At 55.0% G+C, this 20,333-nt stretch carries 11 protein-coding genes; 6 read left to right on the plus strand and 5 right to left on the minus strand.

The genetic code is table 11. The annotated features are described in order from the left end of the window. Both JUJ53_RS16020 and gltB read right to left on the minus strand, forming a co-directional pair. The coding region (locus JUJ53_RS16020; protein WP_204153044.1) for a tetratricopeptide repeat protein at positions 1-2,367 on the minus strand (2,367 nt) is incomplete at its 3' end. Between the two features lie 165 nt (positions 2,368-2,532). Next, positions 2,533-7,212 (minus strand): glutamate synthase large subunit, encoded by a 4,680-nt coding sequence (gene gltB / locus JUJ53_RS16025; protein WP_204153062.1) that lies wholly within the window; start codon positions 7,210-7,212, stop codon positions 2,533-2,535. Positions 7,213-8,106: 894 nt separating this feature from the next. On the opposite strand from gltB, the gene JUJ53_RS16030 reads away from it, so the two are divergent. Then, the gene (locus JUJ53_RS16030; RefSeq protein ID WP_204153045.1) at positions 8,107-9,975 is read left to right on the plus strand and encodes a phosphodiester glycosidase family protein; all 1,869 of its coding nucleotides are present in this window, start codon (positions 8,107-8,109) and stop codon (positions 9,973-9,975) included. Here the strand turns inward: JUJ53_RS16030 and JUJ53_RS16035 are convergent. Beyond that, positions 9,972-10,853: a hypothetical protein gene (locus JUJ53_RS16035; RefSeq protein ID WP_204153046.1), complete on the minus strand. Its 882-nt coding sequence runs from the start codon at positions 10,851-10,853 to the stop codon at positions 9,972-9,974. The genes JUJ53_RS16030 and JUJ53_RS16035 overlap by 4 nt on opposite strands. A 214-nt stretch (positions 10,854-11,067) precedes the next feature. Here JUJ53_RS16035 and JUJ53_RS16040 point away from each other — a divergent pair, with 214 nt between their 5' ends. After that, entirely contained in the window at positions 11,068-12,543 is a 1,476-nt protein-coding gene (locus tag JUJ53_RS16040) for a CoA-acylating methylmalonate-semialdehyde dehydrogenase (protein WP_204153047.1), read from the plus strand. Positions 12,544-12,876: 333 nt separating this feature from the next. On the opposite strand, the gene JUJ53_RS16045 is transcribed toward JUJ53_RS16040, so the two are convergent. Further along, positions 12,877-13,272, minus strand: coding sequence for a hypothetical protein (locus JUJ53_RS16045; protein WP_204153048.1), 396 nt, complete (start codon positions 13,270-13,272; stop codon positions 12,877-12,879). 182 nt (positions 13,273-13,454) lie between these two features. After that, positions 13,455-13,877: a CU044_2847 family protein gene (locus tag JUJ53_RS16050; RefSeq protein WP_204153049.1), complete on the minus strand. Its 423-nt coding sequence runs from the start codon at positions 13,875-13,877 to the stop codon at positions 13,455-13,457. A gap of 71 nt (positions 13,878-13,948) precedes the next feature. Between JUJ53_RS16050 and JUJ53_RS16055 the strand changes: the two genes are divergently transcribed. The 4 genes from JUJ53_RS16055 to JUJ53_RS16070 all read left to right on the plus strand — a co-directional run bounded on the left by JUJ53_RS16055 (position 13,949) and on the right by JUJ53_RS16070 (position 20,324). Continuing rightward, a complete protein-coding gene (locus tag JUJ53_RS16055; protein WP_239125120.1) occupies positions 13,949-15,649 on the plus strand; it encodes a caspase family protein in 1,701 nt (566 codons plus the stop codon). A 21-nt stretch (positions 15,650-15,670) separates the two neighbouring features. After that, the gene (locus tag JUJ53_RS16060; protein ID WP_204153051.1) at positions 15,671-16,735 is read left to right on the plus strand and encodes a MoxR family ATPase; all 1,065 of its coding nucleotides are present in this window, start codon (positions 15,671-15,673) and stop codon (positions 16,733-16,735) included. Between the two features lie 26 nt (positions 16,736-16,761). Continuing rightward, complete coding sequence (locus JUJ53_RS25170) at positions 16,762-19,362, plus strand: formylglycine-generating enzyme family protein (RefSeq protein ID WP_275415781.1); 2,601 nt, start codon at positions 16,762-16,764, stop codon at positions 19,360-19,362. A gap of 101 nt (positions 19,363-19,463) precedes the next feature. Then, complete coding sequence (locus JUJ53_RS16070) at positions 19,464-20,324, plus strand: formylglycine-generating enzyme family protein (protein WP_204153052.1); 861 nt, start codon at positions 19,464-19,466, stop codon at positions 20,322-20,324. Positions 20,325-20,333: the final 9 nt, after the last annotated feature.

Below are 20,333 nucleotides of genomic sequence, written 5' to 3' on the forward strand. Positions count from 1 at the left end.
ACGCTCATACTGACCCAGACTGTTGTACGCAATCCCCAGATTGCCTAAAGTATTGCCTTCTCCCTGGCGATCGCCAATCTCCCGCGCGATCGTCAGGGAGTGCTGATGGAATTCGATCGCACGCTCATACTGACCCAGACTGGTGTACGCATTTCCCAGACCGCATAAAGCACGGCCTTCTCCCGCGCGATCGCCAATTTCTTGTGCAAGATCAAGAGTTTGCTGAAGATATTCAATCGATTCAGCATATTGTCCTAGTCCTTGAAATACAATACCCAAGTTGTTGAGAGCCTTCCACTGTCCTTGTTTATCATCAATTTCTTTAGCCAGATTTAAGCTTTGCTGGTAGTGAGAAGTTGCTTGGGAGTACTGACTTAAAAAGTAATAGGCATTTCCAACCCATTTCTGACAAGCCACTTCATCTAAAGGCTCTAGATGATCTATCAAGCGATGATGATAGATGAGCATTTCCTGATACTTGCCCCAGCTTTGAAGCTGGAGTCCGATTTGCTGGTCTAACAAGATAGCTTTTGCAGCGTCCCAGTCTCTGACTTCGCAGTAGTGAACAAAAGCCTCTAGATAACCGCGCACGGTTTCCAGGTTGGGTGCATCGGGGGCGGGTTTGTAGTCGTTCAGCCAGAGGTGGACAGCTTGGCGTTCGGCAGCTTCCCAGATTGGGGTGTCGGTTTTGAGCAGGGCATAGGCAATAGACCGGATCAGGTGGTGTTGGCGAATCAACAGTAGATTGTTAGGGCTGGAGACATATTCCACCAAGTGGCGATCTTGGAGGGTGTCAAAGGCCGCTTGCGGGTCGCCATTGGGGAGCATGGCGTACCAGAACTTTTCAGGCACAGGGCGGCGGAAGACGGCGCTGGCGCAGAGCATTTGGCGGGCGGGTTCGGGGAGGCGTTGGATCGATTGCTCTACCCGTTGACGAACGCGGCGGCGGAAGAGGCGGCTGCGGTCGAGCTTGTGAGCTGTCACGGCAGGGGCGGCGGTAAATTCTGCTTCGTAGTGCTGCCAATAGCGGGCGATGTTGCCCGAAAAAGGCGGCTGGCGGATTTCTTCGATGATCACCTGCAACACCAGGGGATGGCCATCGTAGAAGGCCCCAATGCGTTGGAGGATGCCCCAGTCGGCATCGGTGGGGGTTAGCCCCAGGTTTTGGAACAGGGTGCGCTGTTCATCGGTGTTTAAGCCCTGGAGCGGTTCGCAGTGCCAAAACTGGGGGTAGCGCGAAGCTACGGTATCCAGGTCGCCGGGGATGTCTTGGCTGGTGAGCAACAGTTGGCTGGGGCAGTCGGTACCCGCCAGAAATTTTTGCAGCAGATCCAGCCAGAGGGGATCGCAAAACTCACTCCAGCCCTCCTGTTCATTGCCCCGCAGCAACCGCTCCAACGAGTCGATTTGCAAGCGGCAGGGGTGGCTCTGTAGCCGAGCGAGAATGTGCTCCACTAGGTTGGCTGGGTCTTGCTGATCCGCCAAGGTTGGTTCCTCGCCCAGTTCCCGCAAAAGCGCCGCGCCGCTGCTGGCAACGTCGGGGGTGAGGCTGAGATTATCTAAGCTGAAGCGGCAGTAGGGCAAGCTTTCATGCTGCTGCCCCATCTCCTGCTGCCTGAGCGAAGCCGAAGGCAGCAAGCTCCCCATCAGGGTCGCAACCACCCGTTCTCCCAAGGCCGTTTTGCCGATGCCCGTCATCCCTACCAGAGCAACGATGCGGCAATGGCCTTGAAAGCGGGCGGTGAGGTTGGCAGTTTCGGCGTCGCGGCCTGCAAAGGTCGCCGGGTTATAGGTGGAAAAGGGTGATGAGGCGCGCGGGGCTGGCAGGGCAGAAGCCGTAGGGTTTCCACTAGCGCTGGGATCTGGGACAACGGGAGATGCTTCAACCGTTGTCCCCAAGGGCTTTTTTGCTTGGAGCGACTCCACCGCTTTACGAATGCTCTGCACCACATTCAAAAAGGCTTCGTCTTGGTCATCCCACTTCGTAATGGGTTTGGCATCCTTAGGCACCACTTGCAGCTTGCTGAAGGGGGTGCCCTGCCAGTCGCAGGGTTTGACGATGATGGGGATGACGCGGGCGGTGCCTTCGTTGTGGCGCTCTACGGCGCGCTGCATTTCTAGGTCATAGCAATAATCTGACGCCAAAAACCGGGGTGTAATCAGAAGCAAGATAAGTTCTGCGGCTTCAAGCTGTTGCTTGATTTCTGAGTCCCATTCTGCTCCCGCTTCAATATCTCGGTCTTGCCATGCAGAGATTTTGCCCTGGCGTTTTAAGGTTGCCAGGTGTATGACCAGTTCATCTTTGAAGTCCTCATCCCGGTGAGAGTAGGAGATGAATGCACTTAAGGGGGTAACCGCATTAGGCATGATGAGCTTAATTTACGCAAGTGTCCCTATTTTGGCTCATTTTCCCACTCTACGGTAATGTCTCAAGGGACAGTGCCTGTTTTTGCACGGCAGTGCCTAAGAAGCACCATCCCTCACGTTTGAGCCTGCCGAATGTTCATGTAGACGTTCGGCGATCGCTCCCAACTACTGCACTGAGGTGAGTTCCTTCACGTCCGAGATGTTGGGATTGGTTTCTGGGCTATCGGCTTCCGAGGGCGGTACGACTTGCCAGAACTGAGGTAAGTAATGCTCCCAGTTGCTGAGGATCTTGGCAGCGCGATCGCTCCCTGTGTGATCAGCATAGGTTTGAATCATCGACTTCAGTTGCTGCGCACCGGCGGCGGTGACCACCCGCTGCAGTTTGACGATCTCTGGGTTCACCTTCACGGGTACCGAGCCATCTTCATCGAGAATGTAGGCTAAACCGCCGGTCATCCCAGCGCCGATGTTGCGCCCGATCGCGCCTAGAACCACAATCACACCGCCGGTCATATATTCGCAGCAGTGGTCACCTGCGCCTTCAATGACCGCTTGTCCCTTGGAGTTACGCACGGCAAACCGTTCCCCTGCCTGCCCGTAGGCATAGAGGGTGCCGCCGGTTGCGCCATAGAGGCAGGTATTGCCGACGATCACGTTTTCAGATGGGTTGTAGGTGATGGCTGCCGATGGTTTAACGACAATTTCGCCACCATGCATGCCCTTACCGACATAGTCATTGGCTTCGCCCGTGAGTACGAGGGTCATCCCCGGCAGGTTGAAGGCTCCAAAGCTTTGCCCAGCACTGCCCTGGAAATTCAAGGTGATCTGTCCTTCAAACCCAGTATCGCCATAGCGCTTGGCGATCGCCCCGGCTAGGCGAGTGCCCACGGTGCGGTCTGTGTTGACCACTGGAGATTGATAGGTCGCGGTAGACTGGTGGGCGATCGCGGCTTGGATTGCGGCGTCCGCCAGCAGTTGATCGTCTAACACGGGGCCATTACTATGAACATCTTCATGCTTCAGCCACTGCCGATCTTCGCGGGTGTCAGGTAGATGGATCAGGCAGTCGAGGTTGAGGGCCTGGGTTTTGGTGGGCAGAGCGCCCGCCCGAGGCGTGAGCAGATCGGCCCGTCCGATGATCTCGGAGAGAGAGCGGTAGCCGAGGCGCGCTAGGAGCGATCGCACTTCTTCGGCCACAAAGTAGAAGAAATTGACCACATGCTCCGGTGTACCGGTGAACCGCTTGCGCAGCTTTTCTTGCTGGGTGGCGACGCCGACGGGGCAGTTGTTGGTGTGGCAGATGCGGGCCATGATGCAGCCTTCAGCAATCATCGAGACGGCCCCAAAGCCATATTCTTCAGCGCCCATCAGCGCCGCCATCAGCACATCCCAGCCGGTTTTCATCCCGCCATCGGCCCGCAGCAGGACGCGATCGCGCAGTTGATTCTCCATCAACACGCGATGCACCTCTGTGACCCCCAGTTCCCAAGGCACTCCGGCATGTTTGATGGAACTCAAGGGCGAAGCACCGGTACCGCCGTCATGCCCAGAGATTTGGATGACATCGGCATTGGCTTTGGCTACCCCAGCGGCGACGGTACCAATACCGACTTCCGCCACGAGTTTCACGGAGACCTTCGCGTTCGGATTAATTTGATGGAGGTCAAAAATCAACTGTTCCAGGTCTTCAATGGAATAAATGTCGTGGTGGGGCGGTGGGGAAATCAAGGGTACTCCAGCCTTGGAGCGCCGCAGCATGGCAATGTAAGGACTGACCTTTTTGCCAGGAAGCTGACCGCCTTCGCCGGGTTTAGCGCCTTGAGAGACTTTGATTTCCAGTTGCTGAGCCGTGGCCAGATATTCCGGCGTCACCCCAAAGCGTCCAGAGGCAATCTGCTTGACGGCGGAGCTGGCCGTATCGCCATTGCGTAGGCCTTGAAGGTGGGGGAAGTGGCTGGAATGCCCGGTTTCATCCACGTCGTCAATGGTGCGATAGCGGGCCGGATCTTCTCCGCCTTCACCCGAATTGGACTTGCCGCCCAATCGGTTCATGGCGATCGCCAAGGTTTCATGGGCTTCACGGGACAAGGCACCCAAGGACATCGCCCCGGTGCAGAAGCGCTGCACAATGGTTTCTACGGAATCAACCTCATCGATGGAAATAGAAGGGCGATCGCTCTTCACGTCCAGCAGATCCCGTAGAGCCGTCAACGGCCGCTCTTCCAGATACTGTTGATAGACCTGGTAATGGTCATAGCTCTTTTCTCCCACTGCCTTATGCAGCGCCTTGGCCATTTCCGGACTATTCATGTGGTATTCACCACCGGGCTTGTAGTTAAAGAAGCCCATATTTTCCAGCTTTTTCTGGCTCAGCTCTGGGAACGCCCGCTGATGGAATGATGCAATCTCCTGGGCCAGGTCAGCCACGGTCAGACCACCCAATCGCGACGCCGTACCCCGGAAGGCCAGATCCAGCAGCTCGCTGCCAATGCCAATGGCTTCAAAAATCTGCGCGCCGTGGTAGCTGGTCAACAGCGAGATGCCCATCTTAGAGAGAATCTTCAGCAGTCCAGCTTCCAGCGCCTTGCGGTAATTGGCCTGAGCTTGGCCCATATCAATGGCGTCCAAGCGTCCCCGGGCCATCATGTTCTGGGTCTTGGAACTTGCCCACCATTGGCGAACGGTTTCCCAGGCCAGGTAAGGACAGACGGCGCTGGCTCCATAGCCCACCAAGCAGGCAAAGTGATGGGTGCTCCAGCATTGAGCTGTATCGACCACCAGGGATGCTTTCATGCGCAGCCCTTCGCGGATCAGATGGTGGTGGACTGCGCCGACGGCGAGCATGGGCGGAATATAGCTGCAGTCTTCACTCAGGGAGCCCGGTTGTCCATCTCCAGAGAGGCGATCGCTCAAAATCAAAATCTCACAGCCGGCCTTCACCGCATCATCGGCTTGCTGACAGAGGGCTTCAACGGCCTGGGCCAAACCTTGGGGGCCGGTCAAGGTGTAGAGGGTAGAAAGATTGGCTGTTTTGAAGCCAGAGGTGCGCACTTGCTCCAGCTCAGTCTCGTTGAGCACCGGTGATTCCAGCTTCAGCAGGCGAGCATAGTCGGGCTTCGCTTCTAGAAGATTGCCCCGCGCCCCTAGTTGAATCGTCAGGGACATCACCAAACTTTCCCGCAGGGGATCGATGGCGGGGTTGGTAACCTGGGCAAACCGCTGCTTAAAGTAGTCGTAGAGCAGGCGTGGCTTGGTGGACAGCACCGCCAGGGGCACGTCATCGCCCATGCAGAAAGTAGGCTCCTTGGCTTGGGACGCCATGGCTTCCACGATCATTTCCACGTCTTCGCTGGAGTAGCCAAAGGCCATCTGCTGGCGCAGCAAATCGCCATCCTCAAGCTGCAGACTATCTACGAAGGGTTGGGGTGTCAGATCGACTCGATTCTCCTTGAGCCATTGTCCGTAGGGCTGGCTTTGGGCCACCCGTTGCTTAATATCCCAGTTTTTGAGGATTTCATGGTTCTGCAAATCGACAGCGATCGCTTGCCCTGGGCCCAAACGTCCCTTTTCCACGATGTCCGCCTCTGGCAGATCCACCACGCCAGCTTCGGAAGACACCACAATATAGCCGTCGCGGGTGATGCTGTAGCGAGCCGGACGGAGACCGTTGCGATCCAGCGACGCACCCACCAGCTTGCCGTCGCTGAAGACAATCAAGGCTGGGCCATCCCAAGGTTCTTGGATGCCGCTGTAGTATTCGTAGTAGTCCACAATTTCGGGATGGTCGGCCAGGGCCGGCTGATCCTTATAGGCTTCCGGCACTAGGATCATCACCGACTGCAGCGGCGTCCGTCCCGATCGCACCAGCAGCTCCATGACGTTATCCAAGGTGGCCGAGTCGCTGTTGTCGGCATTCACCACTGGCTTTAGGGCTTCTAGGCGATCGCCCCAAGCGGGATGGTGCAGGTCTGCTTCCCGGGCCATCATCCAGTTGATGTTGCCCAAGACCGTGTTGATTTCGCCGTTGTGCCCCAGCAGACGCATGGGGTGAGCTAGGGGCCACTTGGGCATGGTGTTGGTGCTAAAGCGCCGGTGGTAGATGGCAAAGGCGCTTTCATAGTCGGCATCCTGCAGGTCTAGGTAGAACTCGCCCAGCACCGCCGATCGCACCATGCCTTTGTAGACGATGGTGCGGGACGACAGGGAGCAGATGTAGAACTCACCTAGGGCACTGGCTAAGCTGGCATCTGTCGCTGGCGTGACCAAGGCAGCGATCGCCCGTTCGATCTGTTTGCGAACCAGGTAGAGCTGCCGCTCCAGTTCATCCCCCTGGGTGTCTGACGACTGCACGAGGAACTGTTCTACATGGGGACGGTTGGCTAAGGCTTGGGCTCCCAGCACCTCCGGCTTCACTGGCACCAAGCGCCAGTCCAAGAAGGTCAGCCCTGCATCGGCGACCACCTGCTCAATCACCGGCCGAGCCAGATCAATGGCCGCGGGCAGCCGTGGGAAAAAGGTCATGCCTACGCCCACGCTGGCCAGATCGGCGGGACAGCTTAGGTCTGCGGTTTGCATCCAGCGCTGCAGCATCTTCCAAGGAAGGGCCGTCATCAGCCCAGCGCCATCGCCCGAGTCGCGATCGGCACTACAGCCACCCCGGTGTTCCATACAGGTCAATGCGCCCAGGGTCGTGGTGATCAGCCCATGGCTGGCTCGCCCCTGTTGATCGGCAACAAAACCCACCCCGCAGGCGTCTCGTTCCTCCACGAGCCACCGCTGCCCGGCATAGCCAGGGTCGGGGGATAGATGCTGCTGACCGAATTGAACTCCACCTGTATTTCCCATGATCGATTGATCCATCTTGCTCGTTGATGATTGAACGTGTGGCTGATGCTTAGCGCAAAACATTAAGAATAGTGATCTAAACGGAGGAAAATGCGACGCCTATCGTCATGATGGTAGACGGCATCCGTAGCGGGGGATTCAACGGACGGTTCCGTCGTAGTAGGGCATTGCATCGTCCTAGTGGCAGCATAGGCTTAAGGTGTTTGCCATGGAATGACGGAGGAGCGATCGCCACCCTACCCATATCGTGAGTAGGACGGGGCGAACACCAACGTCTGTATGACGTGACCTGCGCGACGCCTGGTTCGGACTAAAACACAGGCTAGTTCGTCACTAGACCTCTGCCACGACCGATTCATATGTATCAAGGACGGCTTAAAAATAGTAAGGTATGTGGGTCGTCAGGGCAAGCCTCCGCCGGCTGAATCTTTGCGTCAGCAGGCATCGCTGGTTATGTCATGCCGGTCATCCAACCGCCGCCATCGAACAGGTTTCTCCAAGGCTGCGGAACTTAGACGAGGTCGAATGAATCCATTAATCAAGCAGAGCATAACCCTCCCTGCGATCTATTGATTTAACCGCCTCTGTGTTTACTATTATGACGTCAAACTGGGCATCCTTCCGAAAAAGGGAGCCTTGGTACGTCAGTATTTGATGATGTTGATAGCCAGTCGATAGCCAAGGTAGGGTGAGCCAAAATTCGCGAAGTTGACGGATATATCACGACAACGGTTGATGAATGATGGTGTACATCAGGGGAAGCGATCGCCCCTGGTTCGCCCCTCGATGATCTCTTCATGATCCATAAACTCCCAGACTACTCCGGTGGTCACGGTGAGCAGGCCTCGTCTCTCCATGTGTTCCAACTCCACTAGCATTCATGGGCATGGTTGTATGCGTTTTCACTCCTCTTCTGTCTCTGCCTCTCTAAACCGCCTGCTAGACTCCCGGCTAGGGCGACATAGCTACGCATCGGTCTTGGCTGCCCTCCTCGGCACCTTTATCATGACAGGGGAAGTCGCCCGCCCCGTCTTCTCCCAGCAGGTTGCGGTCACCTCGACGCCCTCGTGGCTGCCGTCCTCGCCTCAGCAGTCTAGCCTGGCTCCGTTGGAACAGGAGGGAAACCGCATTTACCTAAATGGACGCACCTTTGTGGGGGGATGGAGCCAGCGGCAGCAGCGCATTGGCTTGACAGATGCGGCTCTTTTGGAGGTGCTGGGAGCAGAATTGCTTGATAGCGCTAATCCGTCGGTGCAGCCGGTGCAGTGGTATTCCGATCCCACGACCCAGCCCTTGAACTTGGCCACCTGGCTGACGCCTACCCAGCGATTTCTGGACATCACCGATCTGGTGAGTGAGCTGAATTGGCAACTGGCTCCTAACGGCACCACGCTCATCATCACCACGCCCCAGTCTCAGGTCTCCGGCGTGCGCCACAGTCGGCAAAGCTGGGGCGATCGCATTGTGGTAGACCTGCAGCAGCCCGCCTCTTGGCAACTGCAGTCGGGGACGGGCGACCTGGTGCTCTCTGTGGATGCTGCTGCCGACTCTGCGGCTGTGCAGGCGATCGCCACCCAACTCCGCAGCGCCAATTCTCCCGTGTTGGGCATCACCACCCAGGGGAACCAAACAACGGTGCGTATTCGGGCCTCGTCCCAAACCCCAGATGTATGGACATTGCCCAACCCCGATCGCTTGGTGGTAGACCTCCGCTCCATCGCTGCCCCACCTCGCCGCATTGCCTGGGCTCCGGGCATGGAATGGCGAGAGGACACTGTGCAGTTGGGCAGCAACCAGTTTCCGGTCGTGTCCTTGGTGGTCGATCCCCGTCTGTCCGAAATTTCCCTGGGGCCCATTTGGGGTAACTCATCCCAGATGGTGGGCATTACGCCCTTGGTGACGGCAACTCAGGAATGGGGGGCGATCGCTGCCATCAATGCTGGATTTTTCAACCGCAATAACTTCAACCCCCTGGGAGCCATTCGCCAAAACGGCCGCTGGCTCTCGGGGCCGATTCTCAACCGGGGGGCGATCGCCTGGGATGATAACGGTAATGTGATTATGGGTCGCCTGGCCCTGCCCCAAACGGCTACTTTGTCAACGGGCGATCGCCTGGCTGTGCTCCACCTCAACAGTGGCTATGTGCAGGCTGGCACCTCCCGCTACACACCCGACTGGGGCCCAACCTACAGTCCGCTCATTGATAACGAGGTCATCGTGACCGTGCGCGGTGGGCAAGTTGTTCAGCAGCAGCCAGGGGGCAGCGCCGGCAGTAGCGCCTTCCCGATTCCCAGCGACGGCTATCTACTGGTGGTGCGATCGGACAGCCGAGTCGCCGCTAGCCTATCTCCCGGCACGATGGTACAAGTTGATGCCGCCGCTAGCCCCGCCGCCTTTGATGCCTACCCGCACATTGTGGGTGCAGGGCCGCTGCTGCTGCAAAACCGGCAGGTGGTGCTGAATGCCCAAGCGGAAGGCTTTAGTACTGCTTTCATCCAAGAGCGGGCGGTGCGCAGCGCCATTGGGGTGTTGAGTGATGGCAAGCTGATCATGGCCACCATGCAAAACCGGGTTGGCGGCAGTGGGCCTAGCCTTACTGAAACCGCTCAGATTATGCAGGCTCTGGGAGCGATCGATGCCCTGAATCTTGATGGCGGTAGTTCCACGACGCTGCTGCTGGGCAATCAAGTGCTCAACCGTCCCCCGAGCACGGTGGCGCGGGTGCATAACGGTATCGGCGTGTTCCTCACCCCTGGCAACTAAAGCGCTCCACCGCTGGGCCATGCATCCAGCGACGACACGGTGACAAAAACGGCCGCCCGGATCCAATAGCCATCCGTTAGCTCCTCGAAGGTTTTGACCTGCAGACCATAGAGCGGATTGCCTACTATGACGACTTGGTAGTCTACATCAATGGCAAGGAGAGCGATCGCATGTTGGATTCTGGCTCCAACCACGGGTTCAATCACGTGCAAAACCGCCAGTTGCTGACGATCGATTAAGTCCTCTAGGGTCAGTCCCCGTTCGTAGCGCGGTGCCAACCCTAGGGCTTTCATGGCCTGGAGTTCGGCCATGGTGCTGGTGCCTTGACGGCTGGTGCCCGCCAGTTCCACCACGTCCCGCTCGGTGGTTTGGGCGGAGGGATGGACGATGCGAGAGAGGGTGGCGATGGTGGCGGCGGAGCAGCTATAGGGGGTGGTTTGCAGAACAATGTCGTCAGACAGGCGGGGCGATCGCACTAAGTGGGTGACGGGTAAGTTCTGATAGACCAGAACCACCATGGCAGATAGACTAATCGCTAGAAAAAGAATAAGTTGCCGTAGGCGAGAGCGATCGCGCCAGCCTGGACATTCTAGCCCCATCAGTAAGCCTGTACAAAAGCAACAGAGCAGTAAAATAACCTGCCAAAAATAGGCTCCTGCATAGAGCAATAGCAAGGAGGGCAGCCAAGGGCTATGCCGTCCTGCCGTTAGTAGAACACCTAGAAAGGTGCCTATGCCCAGGGCTACAGAGGCGATGATATAGACCTGGCGCTGGTAGTGTTGGATGGCATTCTCGGCGGTCAAGCCTTGCTGGGCTAGGGTATAGCCGAGGCGCAATCCGAGGGCACCCGTTATCAACATCAAGATGGTTAATAGCATAGACCTGAATTCGATGACGTGATGAGTAGCGCTAGCGTAACGTTTCAACAGTTTGCGAGACGGTGCGTTACGGCTTCGCCTAACAGCACCCTACGTTGCTAAGCGTTCCCTGACTGTGGGGTTGTTGGCAGGATGTCTGTGTTGCTGGCTACCTTCAGGATGCACCTGATCCCTGATGCTAGGGATAGACTTGTTATGGATTGACCTACCATCTATGAGTGCCGCAACGCCTTTGCTCAACTATATCAACGGGACATGGTGCGCATCCGCTGCCGATTGTTTGCCGGTGATTAACCCTGCTACCCTCGATCCTCTTGGGCAGGTGCCTTTGTCAATGGCGGAGGAGGTGGATGCTGCTGTGCAGGCAGGGCAAGCTGCCTTTCCAGGCTGGCGGCGCATTCCGCCTACGGATCGGGTGCGCTATCTTTTCCATCTACGGCAGTTGCTGGAGCAAGACCGGGAAGCGATCGCTCACATTATCACCCAGGAGTGTGGCAAAACCTTGGCGGAGTCGCGGGGCGAACTGCAGCGAGCGATCGAAAATGTGGAGGTGGCCTGCGGCATTCCTATGCTGATGCAGGGCTATAATTCCGAAGACATTGCTCGGGGGATTGATGAAACCATGATCCGCCAACCCTTGGGCGTCACGGCCATTATTGCGCCGTTTAACTTTCCTGGCATGATTCCCTTTTGGTTCTTACCCTACGCGATCGCCTGTGGTAACACTTGTGTGATCAAGCCGTCGGAAAAGGTGCCGTTGACTATGCAGCGGATTATGGGATTAATCCACCAGCTTGATCTACCGCCGGGGGTGGTGAATCTTGTGCATGGTGCCAAAGATGCGGTGGATGCACTGCTGGATCATCCGTTGGTGCGGGCAATTAGTTTTGTTGGTTCTAGCCCTGTGGCGCGGTATGTCTACAGTCGGGCGGCGGCGGCGGGGAAGCGGGCCCAGTGCCAGGGTGGTGCCAAAAATCCGGTGATTGTGTTACCTGATGCGGATATGGATATGACCACTCGCATTATGGCGGATAGTGCCTTTGGCTGTGCCGGGCAGCGCTGTTTGGCGGCATCGATCGCGATCACGGTGGGGCAAGCGAAGGATCATTTTACGGAGGCGATCGCTTCGGTGGCGGAGAACCGTAAGGTGGGCTATGGTCTGGAGGAGGGTGTGCAGATGGGGACGGTGATCTCGGCCCAAAGTAAGCTGCGCATTGAGGCGTTGATTCAGCAAGGCGCAGATGAAGGCGCGAAGATTTTGATTGATGGCCGCCGTCCTCAGATTCCTGGCTATGAGCAGGGACATTTTATCCGTCCCACCATTTTGCAAGATCTAGATCCATCTAGCGACTTGGCCCGCACGGAAATTTTTGGCCCGGTTCTCAGCTTGATCCATCTAGATACCATTGAGGAAGCGATCGCTCTAATTAATCGTGGGCAGTATGGCAATATGGCTTGCTTATTCACCAGCAGCGGTGCAGCCGCGCGTCAGTTTCGCTATGAGGCGGAGGCGGGTAATATTGGCATTAATATTGGCGTGGCGGCACCTATGGCCTTTTTTCCGTTCAGCGGTTGGAAGGATAGCTTTTTTGGCGATCTGCATGGACAAGGGCAGCACGCGGTTGAGTTCTTTACCCAAACCAAGGTGGTCATTGAACGCTGGCCCCAGGAATGGTCACGACGTTTTTAGGGCGCGATCGCTTGATCAGCTATGGCGGTGATCAGTTTGGTTGATATTGGATGAGCTAACCCATCTGTCCCCCTCAACCCCCAACCCCTTCTCCCACGAGGGGAGAAGGGGAGTCAGAGTGGATTCTTTATGCAAAAAAAAACTCCCAGTCGAGGGACTAGGAGATGCAACGTATTCGAGTGAGTTGTTTATATCTTAACTGTGCCCAAATCAGGAATGTTATGCTAAAACAAACTGAGGATTGGGCAGCTTATCATCGCTGTAACGAGTTGATTGCAGCGTTTCTTTAAGGCTCTGAAAATTGGGTAAGAAACTATCCCGATGGCGGGTCATCTATCCCAAGTCGTTGCCAAATACCGGATTGGGTTGATCGCTATCCCGATGGCGAGTGGAGGGAGATAGGTTATCGCTCCGAAAGACGCCAGGTGCAGAATCATCTCGCTGATGAACAGACTCCATTGCTTCTTCAAAACTGTGGGGGTTGGGTTGGTCGCTATCCCGATGGCGGGTGGCGGCAGGTTCAACCCCAGCACGATAGGGACTGCTCAACTCACTCGTGCGTTCTTCAACGGTCTGCATCGCTTCATCAAAGTTGTGGGGATTGGGAAGCGAGCTATCGCGATGGCGGGTTGCAACGGTGGTGGAACTGACAACTGGAGTTGCGATCGCTTCAATACCAACTGCGGTAAGAGCAAGTAGTGAGAAACCGGCAATAATCATGCGTTTCATAGATCTGGACTCCTTACGTTTGAGTGACGGATAGGTAATACGTACTGTATTGCCTCTGACACTTTCTACTATGGAGTCTGAAGATGAGCGTTTCATGAGTTTCAGTTAAGAGTCTTGCCCAGATACGTCTCATATTGATACGGGGCGATCGCTCTCTTGTCGTTTAAGGGCTGAGATTAGCGCTAGTTGCTGGTAGTGGCTGGTGGGGTGAAGGTGCATTCTACGGTGACTTTGACGTTGCAGGCGGCGGTGCCGTTGGCGATGTAGGGAATGCCGGCTTTGACGTCTACGTTGACGCCAAATTCCATGGTGACTTTTGAGACGTTGGCGGTCGCGACGTCGTAGAAGGAGTCTTTGATGGCGTTGAGGGTGTAGCTGGTGTAGCTGCGGATGGTGGTGCTGAGGGTTTGGATGGGGGTGGGGTGACTGGGTGGAGTGGGGCGACGAGGATCCCATAGGGGTGATTTTTGTCCGCCTCGCACTGCTTCTTCGGGTTCTTCAGGTTCTTCAGGGGCGAGGTTGAGATCGGAGGTGTCGATGTCGTCTGCGGCTTCGACATAAATGATGGTATTGTCGTCAATCTGTACGGGTTGCAGTTTTTTCATGGCTATACTGGTGAGGATTGCAACAGTGCTGCTCTAGTGAAGCACATCTAGTTCAAGGTGTCCTGTTGGCTATGGTTCGAGATGCCCTTGTGGTCGGCATTAATACGTATAAGCATATTAAGTCGCTTCAGGCTCCAGCCCATGACGCGGAGGCGATCGCTCATCTCTTGTCAGAGTACGGTGAGTTTCAAGTGAAGCGCTTGCCGGAAACTGTAGAACAGAAGCAGCTTCGGGTGGGAAAAAAGACCTCCGTATCGCAAGATGATCTTGAAGAGGCTCTAATTCGCTTGTTCAATCCTGAGGGGTCTAGCATTCCAGATACCGCACTATTCTACTTCTCAGGGCATGGAATGCGGGTGAGCAAGGGCGGTGTTTCAGAAGGGTTTTTAGTGACGAATGATGGGGATAAACGCTGCTGGGGTGTCAGTTTTAAATGGTTACAAGAACTGCTGGCTAAAAGTCCTGTTCAGCAGAAAGTTGTCATCCTTGATTGTTGCCATTCTGGAGAGTTCATAACGTCTCTAAATCTTCTCAGTTCGTCATCTTGGCAAGGACGCGATCGCTTCTTCATTGCGGCATCCCGTGAGTTTGAATCCTCTTGGGAAGACCTTGAATCTCCTTTAAGTACCGTAACCAAAATCTTGGTCGATGGACTGGATCCATGTCGCCATCAAAAGCCAATTTTTAGAAGCACAGATCTAGATCAATATCTGTACGATCATTTGGCTGGAGTGACCCAACGTCCCATTGTTGAACGTGTTGGAGAACCTATTATCCTTGTCCGTACGTCTTCCACGATGGTCAGTGAGTCGGGGACAGAAAATTTTTTAGCCGGGGAACTGCCCCCTGTGTCATCAAAACAACCGATTCCAGGATCAGCATCTAATCTCGTACCTGTTCAGTCAGAGTGTGACACCACACAAGCACTTGAGCCTCCAAACTTATGTCATCTTGTCGTTACGCTCTTTTGGGAACAGCAGAGTAGCCGCAAAGTACGTGTTCATCCCAAACTTTACTATCGAGAAAGAAGTACTAACCAAGTCGTACAAAAACCATTGATGGAAGATAACCCGTCTGTTGGTCTAGACTATTTTCCGCAGTTTCTAGACGAATTGGTTAAGTTCACCGCTAGAGATTTATCAGGAGAATTCCCTGATCCATTACAACCTTGGCTATTATCGATCAAGTTGTTTGTTCCGATTGATTTATTAGGTGATCCGCTACATACCTGGTGTGGTAGAGCAGCAGATATCTTTACCCATTATTCTATTGTTGTGGGTTGCTCTGATCGCTTCAATGCTGATCATTCCGGTGCGGCAGAGTTGCACAATCAACTTAAACTTGGCTGGCAACGGTTTCAAGCCAATATCCCCGATGGTGATGCTGCCTGCCTAACCCATCTCAACTGGCTGGATTCTGACCAGGCGCACATGAGTCGCTTGGAAGACCATTCAGGATTTCGCTGTTTTGGTGATTGGCTGGGCCCTGGAGAGCAGTATCTTGAGGGTTGGGAGAAGTTAGTGCGATCAGGAATTCCCATCGCGCTGTGGATGTGTGAGGGAGAGGGAGGAGCTGAGCGATCAGATCGCGATGAAACCTTTAATTGCTTAATTGCCCACTCTCGATTTCAATTTCTAGATGAACTTCCAAGAACTCGCGATCGTCAGCGGATCACCAGTCAAATGTGTGTCGGGGTATTCTACGAAGATCCAACCTATGTGCCAGATATCCCTCGGAAGAAAACCCAATTTTTTGCTTGGCCAAGTGCTTAGATCGTTTGCTGGAGACCTACCATGACCACTAACCCATGGACATTATTTCAAGGCAATGGGCGATCGCTTCCCCTAACTCAGATGCCCGAAGCGCCTGCTTGGCGGAGTTTTATGACGGATGAGGACTTTGGAGCGGAGGAAGCCTCTAGTGAAAAGCGCTGGCAGAAAGTCCAAGACTTAGCTGAGACTGACATTCGCGGCAAGGAGAGGGGGGAAAGCTTTCGGCTGGATGATGGCGATACGGATGTTCTGAACGCGGTGAATGCAGCACTGCATCTGCGGCGACCGCTGTTGGTGACAGGCAAGCCGGGGTCGGGCAAAACATCGTTGGCCTATGCCGTAGCCCATGAGCTGAAGTTAGGCGTGGTTTTGTCTTGGGCGGTGAGTGCCCGATCGCTGGTTCGAGACGCCCTATATCAGTATGATGCGATCGCTCGTTTGCAAGATGCCCAACTCAAGCGGGAGCGGGCCATGGGTGACTATATCCGCCTTGGCCCTTTGGGTACGGCATTTCTACCCTCTCACCTTCCCCGAGTGTTGCTGATCGACGAGATTGATAAGTGCGATATTAACTTGCCCAATGACCTTCTGAATCTGTTTGAAGAAGGGCGGTATGAAATTCCTGAGCTGGTGCGTTGCAAGGATGAGCCAGGTTTAGATACCGTTAGCGTTCGGACAGCAGATGCGGATGTTTCGGCTGATGTTCGAGGGGGACGCGTGTTTTGTCGTGAATTTCCGTTTGTGGTGATGACTAGCAATGGGGAGCGAGATTTTCCGCCTGCATTTTTGCGCCGCTGCCTGCGGTTACGGATGCCTGATCCTAGCCAGAGACCCAAGGCCCTAGAGCGCATTGTGGAAGCACACCTCAAACGAGGACAGGATGAAGCCCGCTGGGGCGATATGCAGCAAGAAGTCACAGCGTTGGTTGAGCGATTTGTGGCTAAGGGCAAGGAGCAAACGGCGGATGTGGCGACGGATCAGCTCTTAAACGTGGTCTATTTGTTGACTCGCGAGGTGCAGCCGGGGCAGGATCAGCGAGAACAGCTTCAAGCCCTGCTGTTGAAAGGCTTGAGTGAGGAGGATTAGTTATCGAACCCTGCCTAAGTCCGTCGTTGCAACAGTTGATCTCGACCCTGAACCAGCGTGGGCTGACGGGGCGGGAAATTGCTGATGCCATTTGGCTGATGACGCGCATAGCGGGCGAGCTGGAAGAGCCAGAGCCAGAGTTGCAGTCTCTGGAACAGGATGATTGGGTAGATGACGGTGTAGAAGACAACGAACATCTAGAAGAACATCTAGCAGATGATGAATACCCAGAAGATGAATATCTAGAAGATGATGAAGGACTGGAAGAGCCTATCCCTCCGGAGCCTGAGGCGGAACTGGTACCAGAACCCATGGAACGTCCATCTTTGGCATTTCCGGATACCTACAGGCCGATTCCCGTTCCCGATGCACCAGCAATTGCTCACACGCTTCAGCTAGCGCGATCGCTCCGTCCCCTGGCTCGTCAGATAGCCGCTGGGTTGGCAACGGTGATCGATGAGGGAGCAACGGCGGAACGGATTGCAGAAGCAGGCGTATGGCAGCCGGTACTCCAGCCGGCATCGGAGCTATGGTTTGATGTTGCCTTGGTGTTTGATGCTAGTCTTTCCATGTGTTTATGGCAGCGTCTAGAGAAAGATTTGCGGCAATTTTTGTCGCGCTATGGTGTGTTCCGGGATGTGCGAGTGTGGTATGTGCAGCATGGTACTAATCGGTTGGAGCTTACGTCACGCAATGGCATTTCTCACAGGCCCAAGGAGCTGTTGACGGGCGATCGCCGTCGAATGGTGGTTATGGTCAGTGATTGTGTGGCTCCGGCTTGGCATGATGGCAGGATGAAAAACTTGATGGCGATTTGGTCTGCTGCGTTGCCGACGGTGATCTGTCAGGTCTTTCCAGAACGGCTATGGGCCAGGACGGCACTGACGCGATCGGTGGTGGTGGAGCTTCAGGCGAAGCAGGCTGGTTTACCAAGCGATCGCCTGGATCCTAAGGCGCGATCGTATTGGGATCGGGGACGGGTGCAGGCGGCTGTTGGGGTAGGGATGATGCGATTGCCGGTGGTCACCCTTGAACCAGATTCCCTAGCCGACTTGGCTCGGGTGGTGGCAGGGCGGCAGGGGCAGGTGTTGGGGGTTGTGTGGGATGCGGAACCGGCCATGATATCGGGGGCTGAACCGTCAGCATCCGATGCAGCAGAACTCACAGAGATCGTGGATGATTTTTTGCTGTTGGCACCTCCCACGGCGCGCCATTTGGCCACTCTGCTGGCTTCTGCACCGGTGATTACGCTGCCCATTGTGCGATTGATCAGGCAAGCGATGCTGCCCCGTGCGAATGCGGTTCATGTGGCGGAAGTGCTCATGAGCGGTTTATTCCAGGTTAGTAGCGGTACTGTACCGACGGTGGAAAATGCGGAGCGTGTTGTTTATGAGGTGCTGGATGAAGCTGTCCGTCAGCGCTTGAGAGGTGGGTCTTTGGTGATGGATGCGATCAACGTAGTGGAGGCAGTATCGCAGTATGTGGCGAAGGGGTTAGGAAAGTCAGTATCAGAGTTTCGGGCCTTGTTGAGAATGCCAGGGACAGGGCAGAATCAACAGGAAACGGAGTTTTTAGCTGCCTTTGCCACGGTCACAGCGACAATTTTGCGGGGCTTGGGCAGTGAGTTTGAGGCGATGGCAGAGCGGTTGCTGGCACCAGAGCCATCAGACCCCGTCTCAGATAATGAGCAAGAGTTCCCAGGCTTTCCGCCTCTTGAAGACTTCAGCTTTGATGTTGCGACTGTGATTGAGGATGTAGAAGAACCACCCTCTTTTCCAAATATCCCAACCCTTCAACGTTTGTATAGCCACGCTGCTACTCTACAGCGGGTGGGTCGGAGATGGGAGATCACCTATCAACTTGCTTCAGGCTGGCACTATGTCGAACAGTTACCGAAAAAAATATCCATAGAGATGGTGGCGATTCCCAGTGGACGATTTCTCATGGGATCGCCTGAGGGCGAAGGCGAGGATAGAGAACGCCCGCAGCATGAAGTTACTGTTCCTCCCTTCTTCATGGGTCGCTATCCCATCACCCAGGCTCAGTGGTGGGCCGTGGCAGTGATGCCCAAGGTAAAGCAAGATCTAGAGACAGATCCCTCCCGTTTCAAAGGTAATACGCGTCCGGTGGAGCGTGTGACTTGGCAGGATGCCATAGAGTTTTGTGCTCGTCTCTCTGTTCATACGGGGCGATCCTATAGCCTGCCTAGTGAAGCGGAGTGGGAATATGCCTGTCGAGCTGGAACCACTACCCCGTTTCATTTTGGTGAAACCATCAGCCCTAAGGTGGCTAACTATGACGGCACTCGGATTTATGGTGATGGCCCTAAGGGAGAGTATCGAAAAGAAACAACTCCGGTGGGGCAGTTCGAAGTGGCCAACGCCTTTGGCCTGTGCGACATGCATGGAAATGTGTGGGAATGGTGTTTAGATTCCTGGCATGGAAATTATGAGGGAGCGCCGACGGATGGAAGCGCCTGGGATGCAGATGGTGCAAGGGATAGACGCGTTAGACGTGGCGGGTCTTGGGGCATCAATCCTAGGTTTTGCCGGTCTGCGTACTGCAACTATGACATCCCCGTGGTTCGCTTCAACGACTTCGGTTTTCGTGTGGTCTGCCACGTCTAAGACACTCTCTCGCAGTGGGAGGAGCTTGGTAGGGCAACCATCGCGAACCCCACCTATAACCTCGACTTCTACGGTGTTAATCATATTCCTTTGCTTCCCCCATGACCCAATTCGCCATTCATCAACAAACCAAAATCAATCGTCGGTTCTTTGAAGATCTCGGGAACGATATTCGCCTAGAAATGGTTCTCATCCCCAGCGGCACCTTCCTCATGGGATCCCCAGACGATGAACTGGAACGGAGAGACAGTGAGGGGCCCCAACATCTTGTTACCATGCCGACCTTTTTCATGGGCCGCTATCCCATTACTCAAGAGCAGTGGCGGGCCGTGGCAGTGATGTCTAGAGTAGAGCGTGATCTAGATCCGGCTCCTTCAGAGTTCAAGGGTGATATGCATCCGGTTGAACGGGTGTCTTGGGAGGATGCGATGGAGTTTTGCGCTCGGCTTTCTGCCTTCACAGGGCGATCCTATAGCCTGCCCAGTGAAGCGGAGTGGGAATATGCCTGTCGAGCTGGAACCACAACTCCGTTCCACTTTGGTGAAACAATAAGCCCTAAAGTAGCGAATTATGACGGCAATTACCTCTATGCCAGGAACCCTGAAGTAGTCCGCTATGACGGAAGCTCTACCTATGGCGACGCTTCCCCAAAAACATATCGCAAAAAAACAACGCTGGTAGGATATTTTGGGGTGTCTAATGCCTTTGGTCTGTGTGATATGCACGGAAATGTGTGCGAATGGTGTTTGGATCCTTGGCACGATAACTACGAAGGCGCGCCAATGGATGGAAGTGTCTGGAATTCTGATGAGCAGAAAGACATACGCGTTTTACGTGGTGGATCTTGGCTCAACAAACCGAGGAGTTGTCGATCTGCAAACCGTGACTATGTCAACCCTGCGTCCCACTACGACTATAATGTCGGGTTTCGGATTGTCTGTCACATCCGAGGCACTCCCTAGCCCTCTGCT

It is taken from the genome of Leptolyngbya sp. CCY15150, assembly GCF_016888135.1.
GTDB lineage: Bacteria > Cyanobacteriota > Cyanobacteriia > RECH01 > RECH01 > RECH01.

Excerpts from the sequence above, each read along its gene's own strand:
- gltB (WP_204153062.1), bottom strand. The coding sequence starts at position 7,212 with ATGGGAAATACAGGTGGAGTTCAATTCGGTCAGCAGCATCTATCCCCC.
- JUJ53_RS16035 (WP_204153046.1), bottom strand. The coding sequence starts at position 10,853 with ATGCTATTAACCATCTTGATGTTGATAACGGGTGCCCTCGGATTGCGC.
- JUJ53_RS16055 (WP_239125120.1), top strand. The coding sequence starts at position 13,949 with ATGGTTCGAGATGCCCTTGTGGTCGGCATTAATACGTATAAGCATATT.
- JUJ53_RS16070 (WP_204153052.1), top strand. The coding sequence starts at position 19,464 with ATGACCCAATTCGCCATTCATCAACAAACCAAAATCAATCGTCGGTTC.
- JUJ53_RS16050 (WP_204153049.1), bottom strand. The coding sequence starts at position 13,877 with ATGAAAAAACTGCAACCCGTACAGATTGACGACAATACCATCATTTAT.
- JUJ53_RS16060 (WP_204153051.1), top strand. The coding sequence starts at position 15,671 with ATGACCACTAACCCATGGACATTATTTCAAGGCAATGGGCGATCGCTT.
- JUJ53_RS16030 (WP_204153045.1), top strand. The coding sequence starts at position 8,107 with ATGCGTTTTCACTCCTCTTCTGTCTCTGCCTCTCTAAACCGCCTGCTA.
- JUJ53_RS16040 (WP_204153047.1), top strand. The coding sequence starts at position 11,068 with ATGAGTGCCGCAACGCCTTTGCTCAACTATATCAACGGGACATGGTGC.
- JUJ53_RS16045 (WP_204153048.1), bottom strand. The coding sequence starts at position 13,272 with ATGAAACGCATGATTATTGCCGGTTTCTCACTACTTGCTCTTACCGCA.